Here is a 22,884-nt window from a genome sequence, read left to right as displayed (position 1 = left end):
CGAACGGCACGCTCCGTGGTGTGAGAGGGGCTACAAGTTAGCCCCTACTTGATGTCTTTAAAGAATTCCAAGAAATTATATAATATTTTTGCTGTTATTCCCCAAATAACGTAATCCTTGTACTTATAGAATAGAACCTGAGATTTTCCATTTTCAAATTTATAGTTCTTTTCTCCAGGAATCAAATCAAAAGGAAGATTCTGATCTGGTAAAACCTGAACAGTATTAAAATACTTTTTAGGATGATTTTCCAAAAGATATTTTAAAGGAACCATAAAAACATGGTCTACTTCATCCTTATTCAACTTTATATGTTCTATATTATCCAAATATCCAACAAATGGATGAATTATATATTTTACAGGTGTTATAAGTAAATCCAGTTCTGAAATTATTTTAATATCTTCAGGATAAGAGCCTATCTCTTCCTGAGTTTCTCTTATAGCTGCTTGTAGAGGAGTTTCACCTTCTTCTATGCCACCACCAGGGAAAGATATCTCAGATGGCCGGTGTTTAAGACTGCTTGCCCTAACCTCAAATAGTATATGAATTTCTCCATCTTTTCTCACCATAGGTATAAAAACAGCAGCTCTTCTCATGTATTCAGAGCCATTTATATAAGGTTTATGATTTGTAAGTCTATCTAAAACTTTCTGTCTATTAAACATTTCAACACTCCTTGTAGTGAAGTTATATACTCTTTATTATATTAGAAATTGTATTAAAATTAAAGTAATTTTATGAATCTATAAAATAATGTTATAATGAATGATAAAGTGTATAATTGTATACTAGAAATAATTTAAAGAAATAAATAATAAAAGAAAGTTGGTATTGATATGGAGTTCAATGAAAAATTACAATATTTTAGAAAAAAATCCAATTTGACTCAGGAAGAGTTAGCTGAAAAGTTATTTGTATCAAGAACTGCGATTTCAAAATGGGAGTCGGGAAGAGGAATGCCTAGTATAAGCTCATTAAAAGCTATATCAGAAGTTTTTAATGTTTCAATAGACGAATTATTATCATCTGAGGAAATTATAGAGGCTGCGGAAAAAGAAAAGAAAGAGAATATGAAGTCGTTTAAAAATATTATATTTGGAATTATAGATTTGATGAGTATAATATTTTTATTTATACCGTTATTTGGAAAAGAGATTAACGGATATATATATTTAGTAAATCTTTTTTCTATAAATCGAGTAGGGAAATATATTTATTTGATAATAATAGGAGTGACAATATTATACGGGGTATCTGAGCTGATTATGTCTAAGTTTGAAAATAAATCTGTTGATAAAATAAACAGCATTATTTCATTAGGACTTACAAGTATAGCTATAATTACTTTTATAGCAACTAGTGAACCGTATATAGCATTCATAGAGTTTTGGATATTCTTGATTAAAATAGTTGTGTATATAAAACAGAGTAAATAATAAACGCTAATAAAAAATAATATAGATAAAGTCAATGATACTATAAGTAACATGTTGAAAAATAGCCATTTGATACTATAGGTATCGCAATGTGATAGCTAGATTCTTCATTAAAATTTATTTTTAGATTAAAGTTTTAACTGTCGACAAACAAAAGAATTCTAAATTTGATACGTAGCAGTATTACAAATAACAGTGTAAAAAATCTAAAAACAGGTTAATGGAGGATCAAAAGATGAAGAAAAAAATTTCTATAAGTTTATTATTTTTATTTGTAATTTTTACAATTGGAGCAAAATTTTTAGACGTACAATCATTGGGCGTAAATAATACTGAGATAGGATTTGCAACTTTAAATGTGTTTATGCACAGTTTTTTAGGGGTAAATAACTCTTGGTACAATATTACAGAAGTATTGGGAATAGTTCCTATTATTATCGCTATATTTTTTGCTGGAATAGGTGCATATCAGCTTATAAAAAGAAAAAGTATTTTTAAAATAGACATAGATATACTTGTGTTGGGAGTATTTTATATAGTTGTAGCGATTAGTTATTTAGTTTTTGAAGTTGTCGTTATAAATTACAGACCAGTTCTTGTAGATGGTGCTTTAGAGGCATCATATCCATCATCTCATACTATTTTGGCTATTTGTATAATAGGTACGGCAATTATTCAGGCAAATAAGAGAATAGATAATGATAAGATAAAAAAATTTGTGGACTTTGTATTAGCTTTAGTAATGATTTTAATTGTAGTAGGTAGATTATTATCTGGAGTACATTGGTTTACAGATATAATTGGAGGAACTATACTTTCAATATCATTTGTAATGTTTTACAGTTATGCTGTCGATTGTTTAAAAAATTAAAATGAATTTAATCTAAAGAATATTTGATTAAAAAAATTAGCGATAGTATAATATAATAGGTAGACAATATAAATTGAAAGGAATGATAATTATGGTAATAGCTGACGTAGCAGTAATGCCTCTACGCCCTTATGCAAACGAAGATCAGATGTATAAAATAGTAGATGCATGCATAGAGTTAGTAGAAAAAAGTGGATTAAAATATGAAATAGGTGCAATGAGTACTACTTTTGAAGGGGAATTCGATGAAGTATTCGAGCTTATCAAAAAAATGCACAAATTACCTTTTGAATTAAATTGTGAAAGAGTAATAACTGTAGCTAGAGTAGATGAAAAGGCTGGAGGTTTAACTATTGAGGACAAACTTAGAAACCACAGATAGTATAAAAAAAGCCTCTTATCCAATTATTACTTTTTTTGGTTATAATAGCTGTTTGGCAATTTGCTGTGGTACAGTTTGATATACCGCAGTACCTTTTACCAGCACCTACAGATATAATAGAAGTTTTCTTTACAGATTATGAAAACTTAATTAATCATAGTATTATTACGATATTTGAGTCTATATCTGGGTTTATGCTGGCTGTATTAATAGCACTTTTAATGGGAATATTGATGGATTTTGTAGATATTATTAGAAAATGTTTATATCCATTAATGCTTATAACACAGATGATACCTACAATAACAATAGCGCCACTTCTTGTGATTTGGTTTGGATTTGGAATACTTCCAAAGACTTTAATGGTAATATTAACGTGTTTCTTCCCGATATTGGTTAGTTTTGTAGATGGTTTGGAAAATGTAGATAAGGACTATTTAAACCTATTCAAAACAATGAATGCAAGCAAATTAGATACATTTATACATTTAAAATTCCCTATGTCTATAGAAAAACTTTTCTCTGGATTAAAGATTTCTGCAACTTATGCTGTTATGGCTGCAACTGTAGCTGAATGGCTTGGAGGAACTGTTGGACTTGGTGTGTATATGGTTAGATCTAAAAAGGCTTATGCATTAGATAAAGTATTTGCATCTACAATACTTATAGTAATATTTAGTTTAATATTTGTTGGAGTAGTGCAAATTATAAGAAAAAAAGTTTTAAAAAATAGGAATGTTTAAGGAGATAATTTATGAAAATAAAAAAATATATATCGATAGCCCTTGCTGGAGCCCTGATGCTTACAACTCTTTCTGGATGCTCTAAAAAAGAAGAAAAATCAGCAGATGGAGGAGAAAAAGTAACTGTAGTATTAGACTGGACTCCAAATACTAATCACACAGGACTTTATACTGCTTTAGAAAATGGATACTACAAAGATCAGGGACTAGATGTTGAAATAGTTCAGCCACCTGAAGGAGGAGCAGCGAGCTTAGTTGCATCAGGAAAAGCAGATTTTGGTATATCATATCAGGAAGAGGTTACATACGCTAAAACTTCTGATGATCCGCTTCCAATAAAAGCAATAGCAGCTGTAATTCAGCACAATTCATCAGGATTTGCATCACCAAAAGATAAAAATATAAAAACACCAAAAGATTTTGAAGGAAAAATCTACGGAGGATGGGGTTCTGAATCAGAAACAGCAGCTATAAAAGCAGTTATGGAAAAAACTGGAGCAGACTTTAATAAAGTTACAATAGCTGATATAGGACAGGATGACTTCTTTACAGCAACAACTAATAGCGTTGATTTTGCTTGGATATATGAAGGATGGGATGTTGTTCAGGCTAAATTAAAGAACTTTGATTTAAACTTTATACCACTTAATCAGTTTGATAAGAGATTAGACTATTACACTCCAGTAATAATATCTAATGAAACTTTATTAAATGATAATCCAGAACTTGCTAAGAAATTTATGAAAGCTACTACAGAAGGATATCAGTTCGCTATAGATAATCCAGAAGAAGCAGCGAAGATATTAGTTAAACATGCTCCAGAAATAGATGAAGAATTAGCTATAGAAAGTCAGAAATTCTTAGCATCAAAATATAAAGATGATGCACCTAGATGGGGAGAAATGAAGGATGAAGTTTGGAATAATTATACAGCATTTTTAAAAGAATACGGTTTAATAAATAAAGACTTAAAACCAGAAGATGCTTATACAAACGAATTCCTACCTCAGTAGAGAATAAAATCTTAATAGATAATAAAGAAATCGAGAGAATATGAATAGAGAAGATAATAAAATTAAAGATTTAGAGTCTAAGGATGTATTAGAGTTTGATAGTAGTTTGGATTCTGATAATAGATTAGATTCTAAGATAAGAATTGAAAATATTAGCAAATCATTTGATGGAGATAAGATAATTGACAATATTTCTATTGATGTTAGAGAAGGAGAGCTTGTATCAATACTAGGTCCAAGTGGATGTGGTAAGAGTACAATTTTTAATATGATAGCAGGTCTTTTGAAGCAGGACAGTGGTACAGTTGATGTAAATGGAAAGCTTAGCTATATGTATCAGAAAGATCTTCTTCTTCCATACAAGACAATAATAGACAATGTTTCGCTTCCTCTTGTTCTTAGAAAAGAAAAGAAATCTAAGGCTCGAGAAGAAGTCAGACAGTATTTTAAGGTGTTTGGACTTGAGGGTTATGAGGACAAATATCCTAAGGAGCTTTCTGGTGGTATGAGACAGAGGGCGAATTTTATGAGGACTTATGTCAATTCAAATGATATTATGTTGCTAGATGAACCATTTGGAGCATTGGATTCGATTACAAAGTCTTCTATGCAGAAATGGCTTTTGGATATTAGGAAGAAAGTGACGTCGACTATTTTGTTGATTACACACGATATTGAGGAGGCGATTTTGCTTTCTGATAGGATTTATGTTATTTCTAATAAGCCATCGAGTGTTAGTATGGAGATTGTTGTGGATCGAGACAGGATAGGGGATGTCGAGTATTCGTTTAAGTTGAAGAAAGATATTCTGGATGTTTTACATGTGTAGAGTTTTTAAACGGTTGGTACGAGAGTATCAGCCTTTTTTATTGGAAAAATATATTAAAAATAACTATGATTGATTGCGAATACTTAAAATGATACAATAAAATTATCAACCAAAAGGAGAAAAATCATGCTAAAAAATGGTATCTATGAACAAATAATCAACGAAAACATAAACCAAGAATTAATAGATAAAAACGACGAAAAACACATAGAAAAAGAAGCCGTAGACTATGCAGAATCATCAAAAGTATTTGCAAAATATGTATCTGAAATAGTAGAAAAAGGACTAGACATTGTAAAAGAAGAGGAAGAAAAAGCCACAAAAGGAAAAAAAGATGAAAAAGAGAAAAATGCCAGATTAAAACAAATATCTTTAATAAATAAAATAGTGGACTTAATAAAAAAAGAAACTAATGACGAAGATTACGAAAAAATGTCTGTAACAGATGAGGGTGAGCAGTTACTTGCACTTTACGACAAGAAAAATACAGTACTTTCACTAGATGGAAATAAGAAAGTAACTAGACCAGAAACTTCAATTGCTCAAAGTAGCTTATTTACAGGAGCTGTGCATGAACCACAGATGTTTACAGAACTTAAAAAAGAAATAGCATCTAGTGATAGGATAGATATGCTTGTATCTTTCATCAGATGGAGTGGTTTGAGATTGATAATTGAAGATTTAAAAGAGTTCATTGCTAGAGGTGGAGAGCTTAGAATTATAACAACTTCATACATGGGAGCAACTGATATTAAAGCTATAGAAGAGCTTAGGGAACTAAACAACACCAGAATAAAGATAAGCTACGATACAAAAAGAACTAGACTTCATGCAAAGACTTATGTATTTTACAGAAATACAGGTTTCACAACTGCCTATGTAGGATCATCAAATATATCAAATGCCGCACTATCAAGCGGGTTAGAATGGAATGTTAAGGTAACTCAAAAGGATTTACCAGAAACAATAGCAAAAATAGAGGCTACATTTGAAAGTTATTGGAACTCTAATGAATTTGAATACTATAAAGAAGACCAAAAGGAAAAGTTAGCAAGAGCTTTAAAAGCTGAGAAGTATTACGAGTCTAATAATGAAGAGATGTACACTATGGATATCGCACCATATTCATATCAACAAGAGATTTTAGATAAACTTGATGCAGAGAGAAAAGTCAGAGGACATTTTAAAAACTTGGTAGTTGCAGCTACAGGTACCGGAAAAACTGTAATATCTGCACTAGACTATAAAAGGTTTAGAAAAGAGAATCCAGATAAACCTTGTAGGCTTCTATTTGTAGCACATAGAGAAGAAATTTTAAAACAGAGTATGTACACATTTAGGGCTGTGTTAAAAGATGCAAACTTTGGAGATATGTTTGTTGGTAACTACAAACCGGATAGTTTGGATAATTTATTCATATCTATTCAGACATTCAACTCTCAGAAATTTATAGAGAAAACTGACAAAGATTTTTATGACTATATAATTGTCGATGAGTTTCACCATGCAGCAGCGCCTACATATCAGAGTTTATTGACATATTACGAACCAAATATTCTTCTTGGACTTACTGCAACTCCAGAGAGAATGGATGGAAAGAGTATTTTAAAATACTTTGATAATAGAATTGCTGCAGAAATTAGACTTCCAGAAGCAATTGATAGAAAGCTACTTTGCCCATTCCAGTATTTTGGGGTTACAGATAATGTAGATTTAGATGATTTAAAATGGAGTGCAGGTGGATACGATAAGCACGAGTTATCTAATGTCTATGCTCTAGATAGAAAGATTGCTGAAAAAAGAGCGGATTTAGTTGTAAATTCGATATTTAAATATGTCGCTGATATAGACGATGTCAAAGGAATAGGATTCTGTGTATCAGTAGAACATGCTGAATTTATGAGTGAGTTTTTCAATGAAAGAGGAATTCCTTCAATGTATTTGACAGGAAAATCTCCTGATGAAGAGAGAAAGAGCGCTAAAGATAGACTTGTAAAAGGAGAAGTTAGATTTATTTTTGTTGTTGATATATATAATGAAGGGGTAGATATTCCCGAGATAAATACAGTATTATTCTTGCGTCCAACAGAATCTTTGACAGTATTTTTACAGCAGTTAGGGAGAGGTCTTAGATTGTCTGAAGGTAAGGATTGTTTAACTGTACTTGATTTTATAGGACAGTCCAACAAAAGATATAATTTTGAAGATAAATTTGCAGCGCTTCTATCAAATACTAACAAGAGTGTTGAAAGTGAGATAAAGAGAGGATTTGTAGGTGTTCCAAAGGGATGCTATATTCAGCTTGAGAAAAAAGCTAAGGAACATATCCTGTCTAATATAAAAGCATCTTATGGAAATAGAGTAGCATTAGTAAACAAAGTGGCTACTTTTGAAGAAGATACAGGTTTAGAGTTAAATTTAGCGAATTTCTTAGAATATTATCATTTAGATCCTAAGATAATTTATAAATATAAAGATTTATCATTTAGCAGACTATGTGTAGCTGCAGGCGTTATAGATGATTTTGAAGACTCTATAGAAAAGGAGATGAGTGCGGCGCTGTATACTTTTACATCTTTAGACTCAAGAAGATGGATAGAATTTTTAATAGTATTTTTAAAGAATATAGAAAATGTAGAAATAAACCATATGTCTGAATTAGAAAAGAGAATGCTCCAAATGTTTTATGTTACAGTTTGGGGAGAAGTAGCTGAGGATTGGAATGATGAGAAAGTTTTAGAAAATATAAATAAATTAGTAAAAAGTGATTATATGAGAAAAGAGTTGATAGAACTATTAGAATATAATTACAGTAAAATAGATTTTATTGATGAAGAAGTTGATTTAGGATTTGATTGTCCTATAGATTTACACTGTACATATACTCAAAGACAGCTTTTAATGGGATTTGATTATCTTAGTTTCTCATCTGTAAGACAAGGAGTGCTTTGGATTGAAAGCAAGAAAACAGATATTTTCTTTATAACTCTTAACAAATCAGATAAAGACTACTCACCTACAACTATGTACGAGGACTATTCTATAAACGACGAATTATTCCACTGGCAGAGTCAGAGTACAACTAGTGAAGATAGTAAAACAGGTAAGAGATACAGAAATCACGTAAAAGAAGGAAGTAGAGTTGTACTATTTGTTCGTGAATTTAAAAATGATAAATATGGAAAAACTATGCCATATACATTCTTAGGACCGGCAGAGTATGTAAGTCATACTGGATCAAAACCAATGAATATTATATGGAAATTAGATAAAAGAATTCCGGCAAAATATCTTAAAAAGACAAATAAACTTGTTGGATAAATCAAAATTTATAGGGATAATAACTAACTTGGTGGATTGAATTTCATAGACAAAACGAACTCGACAATGCAACTTGATTGCCTGGAGAGGAGTTTGTCTATGAATTCAATCCCCTAGATACATTTTATCCTAATAACAACACACTAATCAATGGAATTGACACCACAGAAAACAGTGTCGTAAAAAACACCGCCTGAGATGCAAACGCCACATCCGCTCCATACTCATTTGCCATAATAGCAGTATTTGCAGCTGATGGCATAGCAGAGATAACAACTGGAATCGCCATAACAACTGAATCAAAACTAAATGGTCTAAGTACTAAGAACACAAGCATAGGAATAGCAACAAGTCTTAAAACTGCTAACATATACATATCAAATCTTTTAAAACATTCCATTGCAGAAGATCCTGCAAGCATAGAGCCTATAACAATCATCGAAATTGGAGTAGTAACATCTCCTAAAAGCTCTAATGGATGGTTGATAAATATAGGAAGCTCAGTACCTGTAATGAAAAGAGCAAGCCCTATAAATACTGCAATCATTGAAGGATTTATCATAGATTTTATTGAAAACTTAGCATTACTATTTCCTTTTGACAAGAAATACACACCAAGTGTAAAGCAAAGGAAGTTAAAAGGAAGATTGAAAATAGCTGCATAAAATATTGCACCTTTCCCTAAAACAGCCTCTACAACAGGATATCCCATGAATCCAGAATTAGAAAAAACTAATGCATATTGAAAAATTCCTAACTTTGAATCTGACTTGATAAAAATCTTTAAACAAAATGCGACTATAGTAGACACCCCAAACATCACCATAGACACGAAAAGAAGAGAAAGAATCTTTGGAATCATCTCTTTATCAAATTGAATCTGCATAGCAGTAATTATCATAGAAGTAAGAAAAATATTCATAACTAAAGAAGAAAGTTTAGAAGTTGAAGATTCATCTAAAAGCCCTTTCTTTCTTACAAAATATCCCACCAAAATTATAATGAATAAAACTGCTACCTGTGTAAAAATATTTTTAAAACTCAAATACATCACCTCACAAAATTTCCTCAAAAAATACTTTATATACAATAATATTATCATCAATTCCTTGAAATAGCTATAATTTTAAGGATGGATAAAGTCAATACAAGATGCTTAAAATAATTAAAGTAAAGTTAAATAAAGAAAGGAAAAGGTTTTAAAAGTTATTAATAAAAAAATAAGTTAATACAAAAATACTTTTGGGTATTATAATAAAAGAAGATGTAAATATTAAAAATTAAATAGAATAATAAAATTAAAAAACTATCAAGAAAAGAGGAAAATTTTATGAAAATAACAATGCTAGGAACAGGAAATGCAATGGTAACTAAATGTTACAACACAACTTTTGTACTGACAAATGGAGAAAAACAGCTACTAGTAGATGGTGGTGGTGGAAATAAAATATTCAACCAACTAGAAGATGCAGGTATAGATTGGAAAAATATCAAAGAAATATTCGTAACTCATAAACACGTTGATCATGTTATCGGCGTAATATGGATGATTAGAAAAATTTGCCGGTCAATGAAAAAAGGTGAATATGTAGGGGATGTAAACATATACGCACATGGGGAGCTTTGCGATATAATAAATAGTATTGCTCACATGCTTCTTAATAAAAAAGAAACAGATTTTATAGGTGAAAGAGTACATATAATACCTGTTGAAGATGGGGAAGAAAGAGAAATAATAGGAAACAAAACTGTATTTTTCGATATACACTCAACTAAAGCAAAACAGTTTGGATTTAGTATGATTTACGATAACGATAAAAAACTTACTTGCTGTGGTGATGAACCATACAACGAAAAAGAAGAAAAATATGCTAAAAACAGCGATTGGTTACTTCACGAAGCCTTTTGTCTATATTCAGAAGCAGATAAATTTAAACCTTATGAAAAGCACCATTCAACAGTTAAAGATGCCTGTGAATTAGCTACAGAACTTGGTATAAAAAACATACTTTTATATCACACAGAAGATAAAAATATAGCTAATAGAAAAACTATGTACTACAATGAAGGAAAAGAATTCTTTAGTGGAAACATAGCAATACCAGACGATTTAGAAACTATAGAACTTTAAAATTTAGATAGAAGAAAATACTAATCAACAAAAATATAAAAAATATATCATATTTAACAAAATTTGAAAAATAAAATAAATGAGAGTATAATATTTCTATATTTAGATTAGATAAATAGCCGGCATTAAATCTAATTTGTCGGCTATATTGCTATAATTCTACAAAAAATAAGAATTATAAAAGCAAAACTGAACTTATAATAAAAAATAGAAGGGAGGTTTACATTTTGGAATATAAAAATGTTGTTCGTATAGCGACGGATTTAAAAGAAGAACAGGAAGAATTTTTAGAGTGTGAAAAATGGTGGATCTTTGCAGTTCTAATGTTTGTAGGTGGATTTTACGGTGCGTATACATATACAGCAAGGGGAGGAATATTTTGTAATGCACAGACAGCAAACCTTGTAATGTTGGGAATGGCTATAGGAAGCAAAAACTTTGGAAAAGCAGCGTACTACTTAGTTCCACTTACTGCATATCTTGCGGGAACTATGCTTTCTGAAGCGTGGGCACTTTCAATCAAAAAATTCCACTTCATAAGATGGGATACAATGTTAATATTAATAGAAATTATAGTTGTTATAATACTTGGATTTGTACCAGATAGTGCACCATACCAAATTGCTCAGATTTCGATAAACTTCCTATGCTCAATGCAGTACAACACATTTAGACAGGCTTACAAAATACCAATGGCAACAACATTCTGCACAAATCACGTTAGACAGATTGGGGTTGCACTTACAAAAGCGATAAGAAATCATGGCGAACAGAAGTATGTAAAAAGAATGAATACTCACATTGCTATGATAATAATGTTTGTACTTGGAGGAACAGTTGCTACAATACTAGTAAACTTCTTTACAGGTAGAGCAATCTGGGCTGCAGTAATACCTCTTACTGTAATATTTGTTGACTTATTACATGCAGACCTAACAATAGAAAAAGACAAACTTCATAAAAAACCAAGCGGACACTAAAATATAGCTGTTATTAAAATTTTGAAATAGAACAGACTTAACACAAGTATTCGCTCTCCAGGCTTCAGCGCCCAACCCATTTATGTAACACATTTTAATGGTGTTGGGTGCTTACAGAATTGTCGGTGGGAGCTATTTGTGTTTAAGTCTTAAATACTATTTATAAAATTTTAATAACAGCTATTTTATTGTAAAAAATTATATGTACTTATCAGTTTACTACAAGCTAAATAAATCAAAATTTATATATTAATAACTCTCGGGGATTGAAGTGAATAAAATTTTAAGCATCTTTTTATTCAAGTTGTTATAATTTTACTTTCTTTTTAATCCTATGTAAAAATTAAAACTTTGCCAAGAATATTGATATTATGAGCATAGTAGCATATAGACAAAACTCTCTCGACAATCTGCAGACGCGTATTTTAATATAAACTAGACTATTTTTCGCTTACGCGTCGAAGCCTGGAGAGAAGTTTGTCTATATCTACTATGCTTCGCATAATAACAATATATTTCGGTAAAATTTGATTTTATCTTACAATATTGTAAGAATACTTAAAGTTAGTTGTAAGTTTCCCCATTTATTATAAAAGTATAGAAAAATAGTTTATCGAAAGTTAGCAATACAAAGGGGGAAGAAAAATGTTAGAAGTTAAAAATCTTTATAAATCATACAAAGTAGGAAACAAGAATTATCCAGTACTACAGGGAGTAGATGTAAACATAGAAAAGGGAGAGTTTGTATCAGTTATGGGACCTTCAGGAAGTGGAAAGACAACACTTTTAAACTGTATATCAAACTTTATACCTTATGAAAGTGGAGAAGTAATATTAAATGGAGAAAACATGGAAAAACTTACAGAAGATGAATTAGCAACTGTAAGAAATGAAAAATTAGGATTTGTATTTCAAGATTTTATGCTATTAGACGGATTAACAGTATTTGAAAATATATGTATGCCTAAAATAATAAAAGAAGATGATTGGCGAGAAATGGAAGACAAGGCAAATAAACTGCTAGATATATTTGGAATTAAAGAAATTGCAGATAAATATCCTGTTGAAATATCAGGAGGGCAGAAGCAGAGGGTTGCAGTTGCGAGATCTTTAATGAATGATCCACTAGTAATATTAGCCGATGAACCAACAGGAAACTTAGACAGTAAATCAAGTGAAGCAGTTATAAAATCATTCATAGAAGCAAAGAAAAAACTAGGAGCTACAATATTTATGGTAACTCACGATACAATTTCTGCAAGCTACTGTGACAGGGTTATAGTTATGAAGGACGGAAAAATATTTACAGAGCTAAAAAATAGTGGAAATAGAAAAGAATTCTTTGATGAATTATTAGGTGTATTAAAAGAACTTGGTGGTGATGGAAATGACAATGAGTAATATACTAAAAAAGCTTAGAAATTATAATAAAAGTAATTACAATCAGTTTGAATTTTGTATAACATTTGCTGTGCTTTTAATGACAGCAATGATGAGTATTGCTCAAATGCCTATTGTTCAGCTAGTTTTTCCTGTAGGTGGTGACTCAAGAAAACAATTATACCTAATACTTTCAGTATCTATAATAGGATGTGTTGTATTTTCACTATACGCAGCATCACTATTTTTAAGAAATAAAACAAAAGAAATCGGAGTAATGTTAGCTCTTGGAACAGTAAAAAAGGACTTAATAAAACCATTAAACAAAGAAATAATATCTATAGTATTAAAATGTGGAGTGATTGGAGTAGTATTAGGAGAAATAGTTACATTTATAATATGGCAGGGATTTTCTCAGTTCATAGTAAATAAAGAATACGCAGTGTTCTCAATATCAGTTCGGGGAATATTGTGGGGAGTGATATTTGACTTAATAATAGGCATATTAATAGTTGGAATGTCTACAAGAACAATAAAAAAAGCAGATGTAATATCTATCATAAGAGCACAGAACACTAGAGAAAAAGTTGGAGAAGTTTCTAAAAAACATCTAGTAATAGGTATGATTTTAATAGTTAGTGGAATTTTCTTTGGATTCTTACTTCCTAAGATAATAATATACACATTTGATAAAAAAGCGCCTGGTATATTAAATGTGATAATGTTACTAAGTGTAGTTGGAACATACATGGTTATAGAATATGCGGTTATATACCATAAAAAAGGGAAAAATACTAAAAAATACTATAAAAATCTGGTATCTTACGGAATGATAAAATTTGAAGGTAAGCAGAATATCAGAAATATGCTAGTAGTATCTGTACTATGTGCGGTATCTATATTTGCAGCATCTTATATATCAAATGTATCTTCTTCAGTAATATCTGCGGGAAAATCTAATCCTTATGAATTTGTAATTTACAGACCGCTTGTATCATCAGAATTAAATAAAAATTATATAGAAGAATTAGCTAACAAAAGTAGTGTCACAATAAAAGACTATAAAGAAATAGAATTTGCATGTCTGAGTGCAAGCGGAGTAGAAAGAGATTACGACGACAATGGAAATGTTGTAGAAAACTACAAAAAAGATCATTCAACTTCAGAATTCATAAGTCAAAGTGAATACGAAAAAATTACTGGAGAAAAGGTAAATGTAGAAAAAGGAAAATATATAAGAATAGTACATAAAGACGAAAGCGAAAACTTCTTCACAAGATACGACGATATGGACTATATAGAAGACAAGGATAGCAAACAGGGAATGAAATTATCATTCCAGGGAACAATAGCAAATGAGTATATGCTAACTAACAACTGTGAAAATAGATACATATTAAATGACAAAGATTACAAAAAAATTGCATCAAAAGTAGGCAACTCAAACAAAGTACAGCAGATTATATTCAACACTGCAAACGAAGAAAAATCTTATGAATTTGCTGAAAATGTATATGTAGAGTTTTTAAAAAGAGCGGATAAAGAAATGGCAAATCCAAACACAATGTACGACGAAGGTGCTATAGAGTCAATGGGACTAGAAGGAACTACAATAGAGCTAAATCAGGATAATCCAGACCTTATGGGGTATTGGAAATGGTATCCATCTATCAAAACTTACGATGTAAAAAACTTTGCACAGAGTGTTGCAGTATACTTCCTAGTATTCTCATTCATAAGTGTAATATGTCTAGCTGCATCAGCAATAATGCTTTATTCAAGAAGCATATCTGTAGCATCAAGAAACAAAGATGTATTTGAAGATCTTGAAAAACTTGGAGCAAACAAAAAGTATGTAAGAAAATGCTTAAAACAACAGATATCAAAATTATTCACAGTTCCTGCGATATTAGGAGTAACTTTGAGTATGCTTCTTACAGGAATAATGTTTATAATGAACGACGGAAAAATTTCAGAATCAGAAGTAATAGCATATTCTATAGATTCGTTAATATTTATCGCTGTTCTAATATTTATATTTATCGTATATAAATATAGCTTAAATAAATGTAAAAAAATCTTAGACATTGAAAAATAATTTTTAATATTTTATAAATTTTATCGAATATCTAAAAAGCTAACACTTATTTCTATGATATAATTTAAGCTATAAAACATATTGTAGGATAGAGGTGTGAAAACGTGGGAAAGATTTTGCTTTTAGAAGACGATAAATCTTTAAATAGAGGAATTAGTTTCAAATTGAAAAAAGAAGGATTTGAAGTTGAAACAGCATTTTGCATTGGAGAAGCTAAAAATATTTTTGACAATAATAAAATAGATTTAATAATAACAGATATTGGATTGCCAGATGGAAGTGGATTTGATTTTTGTGAGGAAATAAGAAAAATAAGTAACGTTTATATTATTATGTTAACTGCTTTAGATGAAGAGTTTAATGCAGTTATGGGGTATGAAATAGGTGCAGACGATTATGTAACAAAACCGTTTAGTCTTGCAATTCTTGTATCAAAGGTTAAAGCATTTATGAAAAGAGCTGGAAACGATGAAAAAGAAAAAACATCAGAAAATATTCTAATATCTGAAGATATAGAATTTGATTATGGAGATTATACACTGATTCTAAACAGGGAAGATACAGAAAAAGTACAGCTTACAAAAACAGAAGGAAAACTTCTAAAACTTTTAATGGAAAATGCTATGAATATTATTCAAAAGGAACAGATACTAGATATTCTGTGGGACATGGACGGGAATTTTGTAGATGATAATACGGTTGCTGTTTACATGAGACGACTTAGAAAAAAGGTAGAGAAAGATCCTTCAGAGCCGATATTTATAAAAAATATTAGAGGAATAGGATATAAATGGAATGCGGGGTGCGTTAGAAAATGATAAGAAAAGTATTTTCAGAGATAAAGAATGATTCTTTCCTTAGAAAATGCGCAGTAGTATCGTTTGCTATGTTCCTCGCATTTTTCATATCTGTTTTGTCTGTAGAGTCTGTATTGTTTGAAAAAATTACAGAAGATAGATACAAGCACGATGCAGCTGTTGTAGGCTATCTTTTGGAAAAATACCCACAGGATAGGGAGATAATAGTAAAGTCTGTAATAGGTGATAACAATAAATATATAGAAAGTGGAGCAAATACACTGGCTAAATATGGATATACTTCAAAAACATCTGATTTAATAGACAAAAGTGAAAATAAAGTAAAGATGATGATTATATTCTTTGTATTTTTATTTGCAGTATTTTCAATAATTATTTTAGTTATAGCTATTAAAGCTATGGGATATGTTTTAAAAATATTTGAAAGTATGTATTATAAGATGAAAAATATCTTTAATACAGTAGATAATATTAAACATTCAAACACATTAAATAAGAATGACAATAAAACTGATAATGCTTTACAAGAAAGAGAAAGTATTGAAAATGATAGTGTAGATTTGAATAAATACAACGAAAATCTGCTATGTAGGATAAATATGATTTCTGAAAAAGCAGAGAGAAATATGAGAATAAACATGAGAAAAATCGAAAATGAAAAAGAAAATGTAAAATCATTGGTAACAGATATTTCTCACCAGCTAAAAACTCCTCTTGCAAATGTAGAACTTTATAACACGCTTTTGGCAGAAGGAGGAATAAGTGATGAGGAAAGGTTGGAGTTTTTAGAAACTGAAGGAATAGCAATAGAAAAATTAAAGATGCTTATAGATTCTCTGATAAATATATCTAGACTAGAAGCGGATATGATAAGTATAGATAAAAAAGAGGAGAATTTAAAAGAATGTATAGAAAGTGCTATATCGTCAGTAAAGGCAGATGCAGCTAAAAAGAATATAACTATAAAAAATGATATAAAAGAAGATTGTATTTTAGCAATAGACAGAAAGTGGACTACAGAGGCAATATTTAATTTACTTGATAATGCAGTTAAATATACTGCTCCAAATGGAAAAATAAATCTGAGTTTAGACAATGGAATAAATTATTTTGCATTAAATATAGAGGATAACGGAATAGGAATTGATACAGATGAGTATAATGATATATTTAAACGATTCTATAGATCGAGAAATGGTATAGTGCAAAATGAAAAAGGATCTGGTGTAGGTCTTTATTTAGTTAGAAAAATTATGAACTTACAAGATGGAAATGTAATGGTTTCATCAGAAAAAGGAAAAGGAAGTACGTTTACTCTTTACTTCTCAAAATCGAAAGGAGAATAAAATGAAGTTATTCAGAGCTAGAAATTTAAAAAAATATTATAAAACAGAAGATATTGAGATAAAGGCTGTAGATGAAATAAATTTAGAAATAGAAGAGAGCGAGTTTATAGCCATTGTAGGTAAATCTGGCTCTGGAAAGACAACTCTTTTAAATATTTTAGCTGGACTTGAAAAGCCAGATAGTGGAACTGTAGAAATAAACGGAAAAGATATTTCTAAGATGGATAGAGATGAGATGGCTATATTTAGAAGAAGAGAGATTGGAATAGTATTTCAATCATATAATCTTGTTTCTACACTATCAGTATTAGATAATATACTTCTTCCATTTGTGTTAGATTCTCAGAATCCTGATATGAAATTTGTAGATGATATAATGAAATCTCTAGGAATTTATGAGAAGAAAAATATGATGCCTCATCAATTATCTGGAGGAGAAAAGCAGCGAACTGCAATAGCAAGGGCAATCGCTATAAAACCTACAATTATTTTAGCTGATGAACCAACTGGAAATCTAGACTCTAGGATGTCAAAGGATGTTATGAATATGCTTAAAGTTATTTCTGAGAAGTATTCTCAGACTTTGATTGTTGTTACACATGATGAGAGTATAGCCCAGCTTGCAGATAGAGTGATACATATAAGGGATGGGAAAATTATGAATGGGGTGATTTAGTTGAAGAAATCTCAATTTATCATAAAAAATATTAAAAATAACAAAAAATCATATATACTTCCATTTATAATAACTGCAACAATATCTTTTATTGTTTCATTGATTTTGATAATATCTGTGAGTTCTCTTAGATACAATTTAAAATACGAAAAAATATACTTTGGAGATTATGATGCGGAGATTTCAAAGTTAGATGAAAATCAGATTGAAAATGTAAAAAATCATATATCTGTAGGCAAAACAGGGGAGGTATTAGATACTGAAGAAACTACAGATATTTTTTCTGAACTAGGATATTTAAAAAATTACGATAAAAACTCATCAAATATGCTTGGATTAAAGCTTGCTGCTGGAAAATATCCTATTGAAGAGAATGAGATAGCTATTGAAAAGAAGTCAGAGAATTTAATAAGAAATTATTCTATATTAGAAGATAGCTCAAAAGATACTAAAAGTGCTTATCCATATTCTATAAAAATTCCTGTAATAGATAAAAATGGAAATAAAAAAGATAAGATATTAGTTGTTACAGGAGCTATAAACGAAAAGTATGATAATGAAAACTGGGAGAAAAATATCTATGTTTCTAAAAGTTATGCTAATAATGTAGGATATAAAAAATCGAAAATTGTAAAATTTAAAGATGTAGGTAGATGCAACGTAATAAAAATACAAAATAGCTTAAAAAAATTAGCTTCTGATGTAGGATTTGATCAATCTGGGATAAAACTAGTGTCTAGAATAGATTATATTAAATTTATATTTTTAGATAACTTTTGCGTTACTGTGGCTTTATCACTAGCTATATTACTTGTATCGCATATAATTTTAAAGAATATAAATAGAGCTAGACTTCATAGAAATATTAAAGATATGGCAATTTTGGAGGCAATAGGTGCATCATCAGCACAGATAAAAAATATAGTTAATATTCAAGCGTTTATTTTATCTATCATTTCCGTATCTATTGGAGTAGGAATAAATTTATTATTTATATTAATTTTAAAGATAATGTATTTAAATAAAACGAATTTATCTAATACAAGTGGGTTATTTTCTTTAATGCAAGCAACTAGTGAAAATATACGATTTTTAGATGTATTCTTTATATTTGTGGTTATAGAATTGCTTGTATTTTTATCATATATTTTATCTTCAAGAAAAACAGTGAAAACTATGTTGAATATGGATATTCCATCTTCAATAAACAATCCGTATGCGGTTTATAGTGAAGTTAAAAGAGAGAATAGAAAAAGTAATAATAAAGTAAATATAAAGAGAAGGTATAAATATAAAAATACTGGCAAATCATCTATAGTAATAATCTTTGTAATCCTTGCATTTACTGCATCTATCGTAAAAAGTATAGACTCTGGAAGTGAGTCTTTATATAAAAATGACGTAGATTACATAGTTAGAAATATAGATATGTACAGCGAAAATAAAAGTAATCTGCCTTTAGAAAAAATTTTCTCTAATGTAGCTATTACAGAGGATATGGAAGAAAATATTTCTAAAATATTAGGAGTAACAAGTTTAGAAAAAAATTACACTACTCCTGTAAAATACTATGAAAATAATAGTTCTGCATATGTATACGGATTATATGGAATAGATGATGAGGAATTAGATAAATTAATCAAATCTGCAAGATACGATAATTTTGATGTGGAAAAATTTAAAAGAAGAAATACGATTTGTGTACATAGTATGTATGCAAAAGAAATGGGAATAGATATAGGAGATAAGATTGAACTAGAGGTTTTAGAAAATGGAATTCAAAAGAAAAAAACATTTGAAGTTATAAATATATCTCAAATAACTCCAGATTTTGCATTTATTTATCAATCAGCTTTTGATAAAGGACTTGCAAAAAATATAAATTCGATAAATATAAAATGCAGCGAGTATAAGAAAAAAAGCGTTAAGATTGCAATTGAAAGAATGTTAGAGTCAAAGAGTGGGAATGTGGAATTTGTTGATTGTGTAGAAGAGTTAGAGCAAAATGAAGCATATATAAGAGCTATAAATATAATATTTAGTGTTGTAGCTGGATTTGCAATTATTCTAACTATATTCAACTCAATCAATGGATCTATATACGAAATTATGTCTCAAAGTGCTGATTTTGGAGTGCTTATGGCAATAGGAATAAGTGATAAACAATTAGAAGAGGTTATTTCAAAGAAAATAGAAGATAGAGTGGCTATTCCAGCTATATTGGGAGTAGTGATAGGTAGTATCTTCGTATTTTTAATGTCTAAAGTTTTGATAGAAGTTTCTACAATTAAGCTAAATATATCTACACCGTGGATATTATACTTATTTATAATAATAACAGCTATTTTGAGCGTAAAGATAGGAACGAAATATGTATGCAATAAGATGAAAAAGCTCTCTCCTACTGATATAATTAATAATGTATAAAATAAAGATTAATTTTGAAAGGAAGATAAAATTTGAAAAAGACATACAGCATATCTGAAGTTTCAAAACTTCTCAACATAACAGTGGATACACTGAGATTTTACGAAAAAAAGGATATGATTCATCCAAAAATAAACCCAAACAACAAGTATAGAATGTACGATATGTACAATATTTTGGAGATATTAGACATAATCTTTTATAGAAATCTAGATATCTCAGTATCCGACATGTACTCAATAATGAACGAAAACGACGAAAAAAAGGCACTTGAGCTATTTGAAAAAAAGAGAATAGATTGTAGAAACAGGATAAGATATGAACAGCAGCTTTTAAAGAAGCTAGATTATCTATGTTCCACAATGGGACCTGCAATTTCTGGAAATATGAGTATTAAAAAGAAATATTTTGAAACTTCGTATATTTTATTTGAAGAAACAGAAGAAGAGAGTAGTGCACAGAAATTAGTATTAAAAAATATACCTAGTATAAGTAATGAAGAGTTTGTACTAGGTGCGGTAATCAAGGAATACAACTATGATTTAACTGAAAAGGCTACATTCTATACTATAGAAAGGCAGATACTAGAGGATCTTTTTGAAAATGATGTAGAAAGAAAAGAGGGTAGACTAAGTAAAGAAAGAATATACGAAGAAAATAAAAATAACGATAAAATAATAAACGGATTTGATGCTTTGAGTATGGTTGTACCATCTGAGGGAAGTAAGTTGAATAAAAAATATATAGAAAAGATAAAAAATTATGCTGACGAAAATAAAATCGAGCTAGAGGATTATGTTTTAACGCATGAAATAAATACAACAGCTTATGCAGATAAGCAGCATGAATACAAGGAAATATACATAAAAATAAAAAAATAGAATAGAAAATATAAATTTATTTTAAAAAGTTGTTGACCTTGGTCTTAGACCATAGTTTAAACTCTTCTTTGGTGAAAGGAAGGTGTTTAAATTATGAATAAAGACTTAACAATAGATAAAAAAAGAATTAATAGACAGTTTATGCATTATGTAATACCATCAATGATAGCGATGTTATTCAGTGGATTTTACTCAATAGTCGATGGACTATTTGTAGGAAACAGTATAGGAAACGTGGGGCTTGCTGCGATAAACCTAGTTTATCCAATACAGGTTGTACTTAATGCAACAGCTACAGGTGTTGGTATAGGTGGATCTGTTCTTGTTTCTATATACAGAGGAGAAGGAAAAGAAAGAGATATGGAGCACAGTGCCATGCAGACAATAATACTTCTTCTAATATTTGGAGCAATACTTCCTGTTTTCTTCTTAGGTACAAAAGGAATCATACTTAACTTCTTAGGAGCAGAAGGTGCAATATATAAGGGAGCAGATGATTATATAACTACTATATTAATAGGTGGAATGCTTCCTGTTTTAGGAAACGGATTAAATCCAATAGTTAGAAATCAGGGAAAACCAATTGTAGCTACTCAGAACATGGTAGCAGGTCTTGTTACTAATATAGTACTTGACTATGTATTTATATACAAAATGAATTTAGGAATGTTTGGTGCAGCTTTAGCAACAATAACTGCACAGGGTGTAGTTGCTACAATGAATGTTATATACGTTGTAAAATTAAACCATAAAAACTTTAAAATGGATTATATACTACCAAATATAGCTAAAATAAAAAGAATAATGAAAATAGCAGTATCTCCATTTGGACAGACAATAGTTCCTTCAATAATAATAATACTTACAAACTGGAAATGTATTGAATACGGTGGAGATGGAGCAGTTGCAATATACTCAGTAATAAGCTACGTACTTGCATGTGCACAGCTTTTAATACAGGGAATAGGTGATGGTGTTCAGCCATTATTCAGCTACTACTTTGGAGCAAACAAAGAAAGAGAATTACACTATGTGTACAATAAAGCATTCTTCTTATGCTCAATATTCTCAGTATTTTTAATGGTTATGACAATGGTATTCAGCGTACAGTTAGCTAAATACTTCAACATATCACCAGAACTTATGAATGAAACAGCTTTAGCATTAAAAACAACAGCATTTGCTTATGCATTCTTTGGAGTTACAAGAGTAACAAGCGCATACTTCTATGCAACTAATCATACGAAATTCAGTAATTTATTAATCTACATTGAGCCGATAGTTATAGCACCTGCTATGCTTTGGATATTTACAGAACTATTTGGACTATCAGGCGTATGGATGGCATACCCAGCAATACAGTTAATACTATCAAGTATAAGTTTAGTATTAAAAAGTCCAAACATGGAACACAAAAAAGAACTTAAAGTAGCAACAGTGCAATAAATTTATAAAAGATTATATGAAAAGGGACTGAGCAAATACGCATCAGTCCCTTTTTGTATGTAGAAAACCCCCAGTTAGACTGGGGGTTCAGTAAAGCTTTTAG

At 29.9% G+C, this 22,884-nt stretch carries 19 protein-coding genes; 17 read left to right on the top strand and 2 right to left on the bottom strand.

The window, feature by feature from the left end; translation table 11 throughout:
- Positions 1-44: 44 nt before the first annotated feature.
- Positions 45-668, bottom strand: coding sequence for an NUDIX hydrolase (locus tag DWX74_RS05965; RefSeq protein WP_118549151.1), 624 nt, complete (start codon positions 666-668; stop codon positions 45-47).
- A gap of 171 nt (positions 669-839) precedes the next feature.
- Between DWX74_RS05965 and DWX74_RS05960 the strand changes: the two genes are divergently transcribed.
- From DWX74_RS05960 to DWX74_RS05930, 7 genes are all read left to right on the top strand, one after another.
- Complete coding sequence (locus DWX74_RS05960) at positions 840-1,439, top strand: helix-turn-helix domain-containing protein (RefSeq protein ID WP_118549150.1); 600 nt, start codon at positions 840-842, stop codon at positions 1,437-1,439.
- A gap of 235 nt (positions 1,440-1,674) precedes the next feature.
- The gene (locus tag DWX74_RS05955) at positions 1,675-2,310 is read left to right on the top strand and encodes a phosphatase PAP2 family protein (protein ID WP_243412053.1); all 636 of its coding nucleotides are present in this window, start codon (positions 1,675-1,677) and stop codon (positions 2,308-2,310) included.
- A gap of 91 nt (positions 2,311-2,401) precedes the next feature.
- Positions 2,402-2,692: an MTH1187 family thiamine-binding protein gene (locus DWX74_RS05950; RefSeq protein ID WP_118549148.1), complete on the top strand. Its 291-nt coding sequence runs from the start codon at positions 2,402-2,404 to the stop codon at positions 2,690-2,692.
- Positions 2,693-2,757: 65 nt separating this feature from the next.
- Entirely contained in the window at positions 2,758-3,435 is a 678-nt protein-coding gene (locus tag DWX74_RS05945) for an ABC transporter permease (protein WP_286164238.1), read from the top strand.
- A gap of 11 nt (positions 3,436-3,446) precedes the next feature.
- Positions 3,447-4,448, top strand: coding sequence for an ABC transporter substrate-binding protein (locus DWX74_RS05940; protein ID WP_006439373.1), 1,002 nt, complete (start codon positions 3,447-3,449; stop codon positions 4,446-4,448).
- A 40-nt stretch (positions 4,449-4,488) separates the two neighbouring features.
- Positions 4,489-5,277, top strand: a complete 789-nt coding sequence (locus tag DWX74_RS05935; protein ID WP_118549147.1) for an ABC transporter ATP-binding protein — start codon at positions 4,489-4,491, stop codon at positions 5,275-5,277.
- A gap of 126 nt (positions 5,278-5,403) precedes the next feature.
- The gene (locus DWX74_RS05930) at positions 5,404-8,598 is read left to right on the top strand and encodes a DEAD/DEAH box helicase (protein WP_118549146.1); all 3,195 of its coding nucleotides are present in this window, start codon (positions 5,404-5,406) and stop codon (positions 8,596-8,598) included.
- Positions 8,599-8,722: 124 nt separating this feature from the next.
- Here the strand turns inward: DWX74_RS05930 and DWX74_RS05925 are convergent, their stop codons facing one another.
- A complete protein-coding gene (locus tag DWX74_RS05925) occupies positions 8,723-9,643 on the bottom strand; it encodes an AEC family transporter (RefSeq protein ID WP_330415640.1) in 921 nt (306 codons plus the stop codon).
- A gap of 285 nt (positions 9,644-9,928) precedes the next feature.
- Here DWX74_RS05925 and DWX74_RS05920 point away from each other — a divergent pair, with 285 nt between their 5' ends.
- From DWX74_RS05920 to DWX74_RS05875, 10 genes are all read left to right on the top strand, one after another.
- Positions 9,929-10,729: an MBL fold metallo-hydrolase gene (locus DWX74_RS05920; protein ID WP_118549144.1), complete on the top strand. Its 801-nt coding sequence runs from the start codon at positions 9,929-9,931 to the stop codon at positions 10,727-10,729.
- Positions 10,730-10,956: 227 nt separating this feature from the next.
- A complete protein-coding gene (locus DWX74_RS05915; RefSeq protein WP_006439379.1) occupies positions 10,957-11,709 on the top strand; it encodes a YoaK family protein in 753 nt (250 codons plus the stop codon).
- A gap of 645 nt (positions 11,710-12,354) precedes the next feature.
- A complete protein-coding gene (locus tag DWX74_RS05910) occupies positions 12,355-13,110 on the top strand; it encodes an ABC transporter ATP-binding protein (RefSeq protein WP_006439380.1) in 756 nt (251 codons plus the stop codon).
- Positions 13,097-15,187, top strand: a complete 2,091-nt coding sequence (locus DWX74_RS05905) for an FtsX-like permease family protein (protein WP_158573240.1) — start codon at positions 13,097-13,099, stop codon at positions 15,185-15,187. The genes DWX74_RS05910 and DWX74_RS05905 overlap by 14 nt, the downstream gene beginning before the upstream one ends.
- Before the next feature lie 104 nt (positions 15,188-15,291).
- Positions 15,292-16,005, top strand: a complete 714-nt coding sequence (locus DWX74_RS05900; RefSeq protein ID WP_006439382.1) for a response regulator transcription factor — start codon at positions 15,292-15,294, stop codon at positions 16,003-16,005.
- Entirely contained in the window at positions 16,002-17,351 is a 1,350-nt protein-coding gene (locus DWX74_RS05895) for a sensor histidine kinase (protein ID WP_118549142.1), read from the top strand. The genes DWX74_RS05900 and DWX74_RS05895 overlap by 4 nt, the downstream gene beginning before the upstream one ends.
- Before the next feature lies 1 nt (position 17,352).
- The gene (locus tag DWX74_RS05890) at positions 17,353-18,027 is read left to right on the top strand and encodes an ABC transporter ATP-binding protein (RefSeq protein WP_006439384.1); all 675 of its coding nucleotides are present in this window, start codon (positions 17,353-17,355) and stop codon (positions 18,025-18,027) included.
- Positions 18,028-20,454, top strand: coding sequence for an ABC transporter permease (locus DWX74_RS05885; RefSeq protein ID WP_118549141.1), 2,427 nt, complete (start codon positions 18,028-18,030; stop codon positions 20,452-20,454).
- Positions 20,455-20,486: 32 nt separating this feature from the next.
- Positions 20,487-21,335: a MerR family transcriptional regulator gene (locus DWX74_RS05880; RefSeq protein WP_118549140.1), complete on the top strand. Its 849-nt coding sequence runs from the start codon at positions 20,487-20,489 to the stop codon at positions 21,333-21,335.
- A gap of 93 nt (positions 21,336-21,428) precedes the next feature.
- Positions 21,429-22,781 (top strand): MATE family efflux transporter, encoded by a 1,353-nt coding sequence (locus DWX74_RS05875; RefSeq protein WP_118549139.1) that lies wholly within the window; start codon positions 21,429-21,431, stop codon positions 22,779-22,781.
- The last annotated feature ends 103 nt before the right edge of the window (positions 22,782-22,884 follow it).

It is taken from the genome of Peptoclostridium sp. AF21-18 (genome assembly GCF_003478825.1).
Taxonomy (GTDB): Bacteria; Bacillota; Clostridia; order Peptostreptococcales; family Peptostreptococcaceae; genus Peptacetobacter.
Note: the sequence above shows the minus strand (reverse complement) of the source record. Positions and strands in the feature narration are given on the sequence as shown.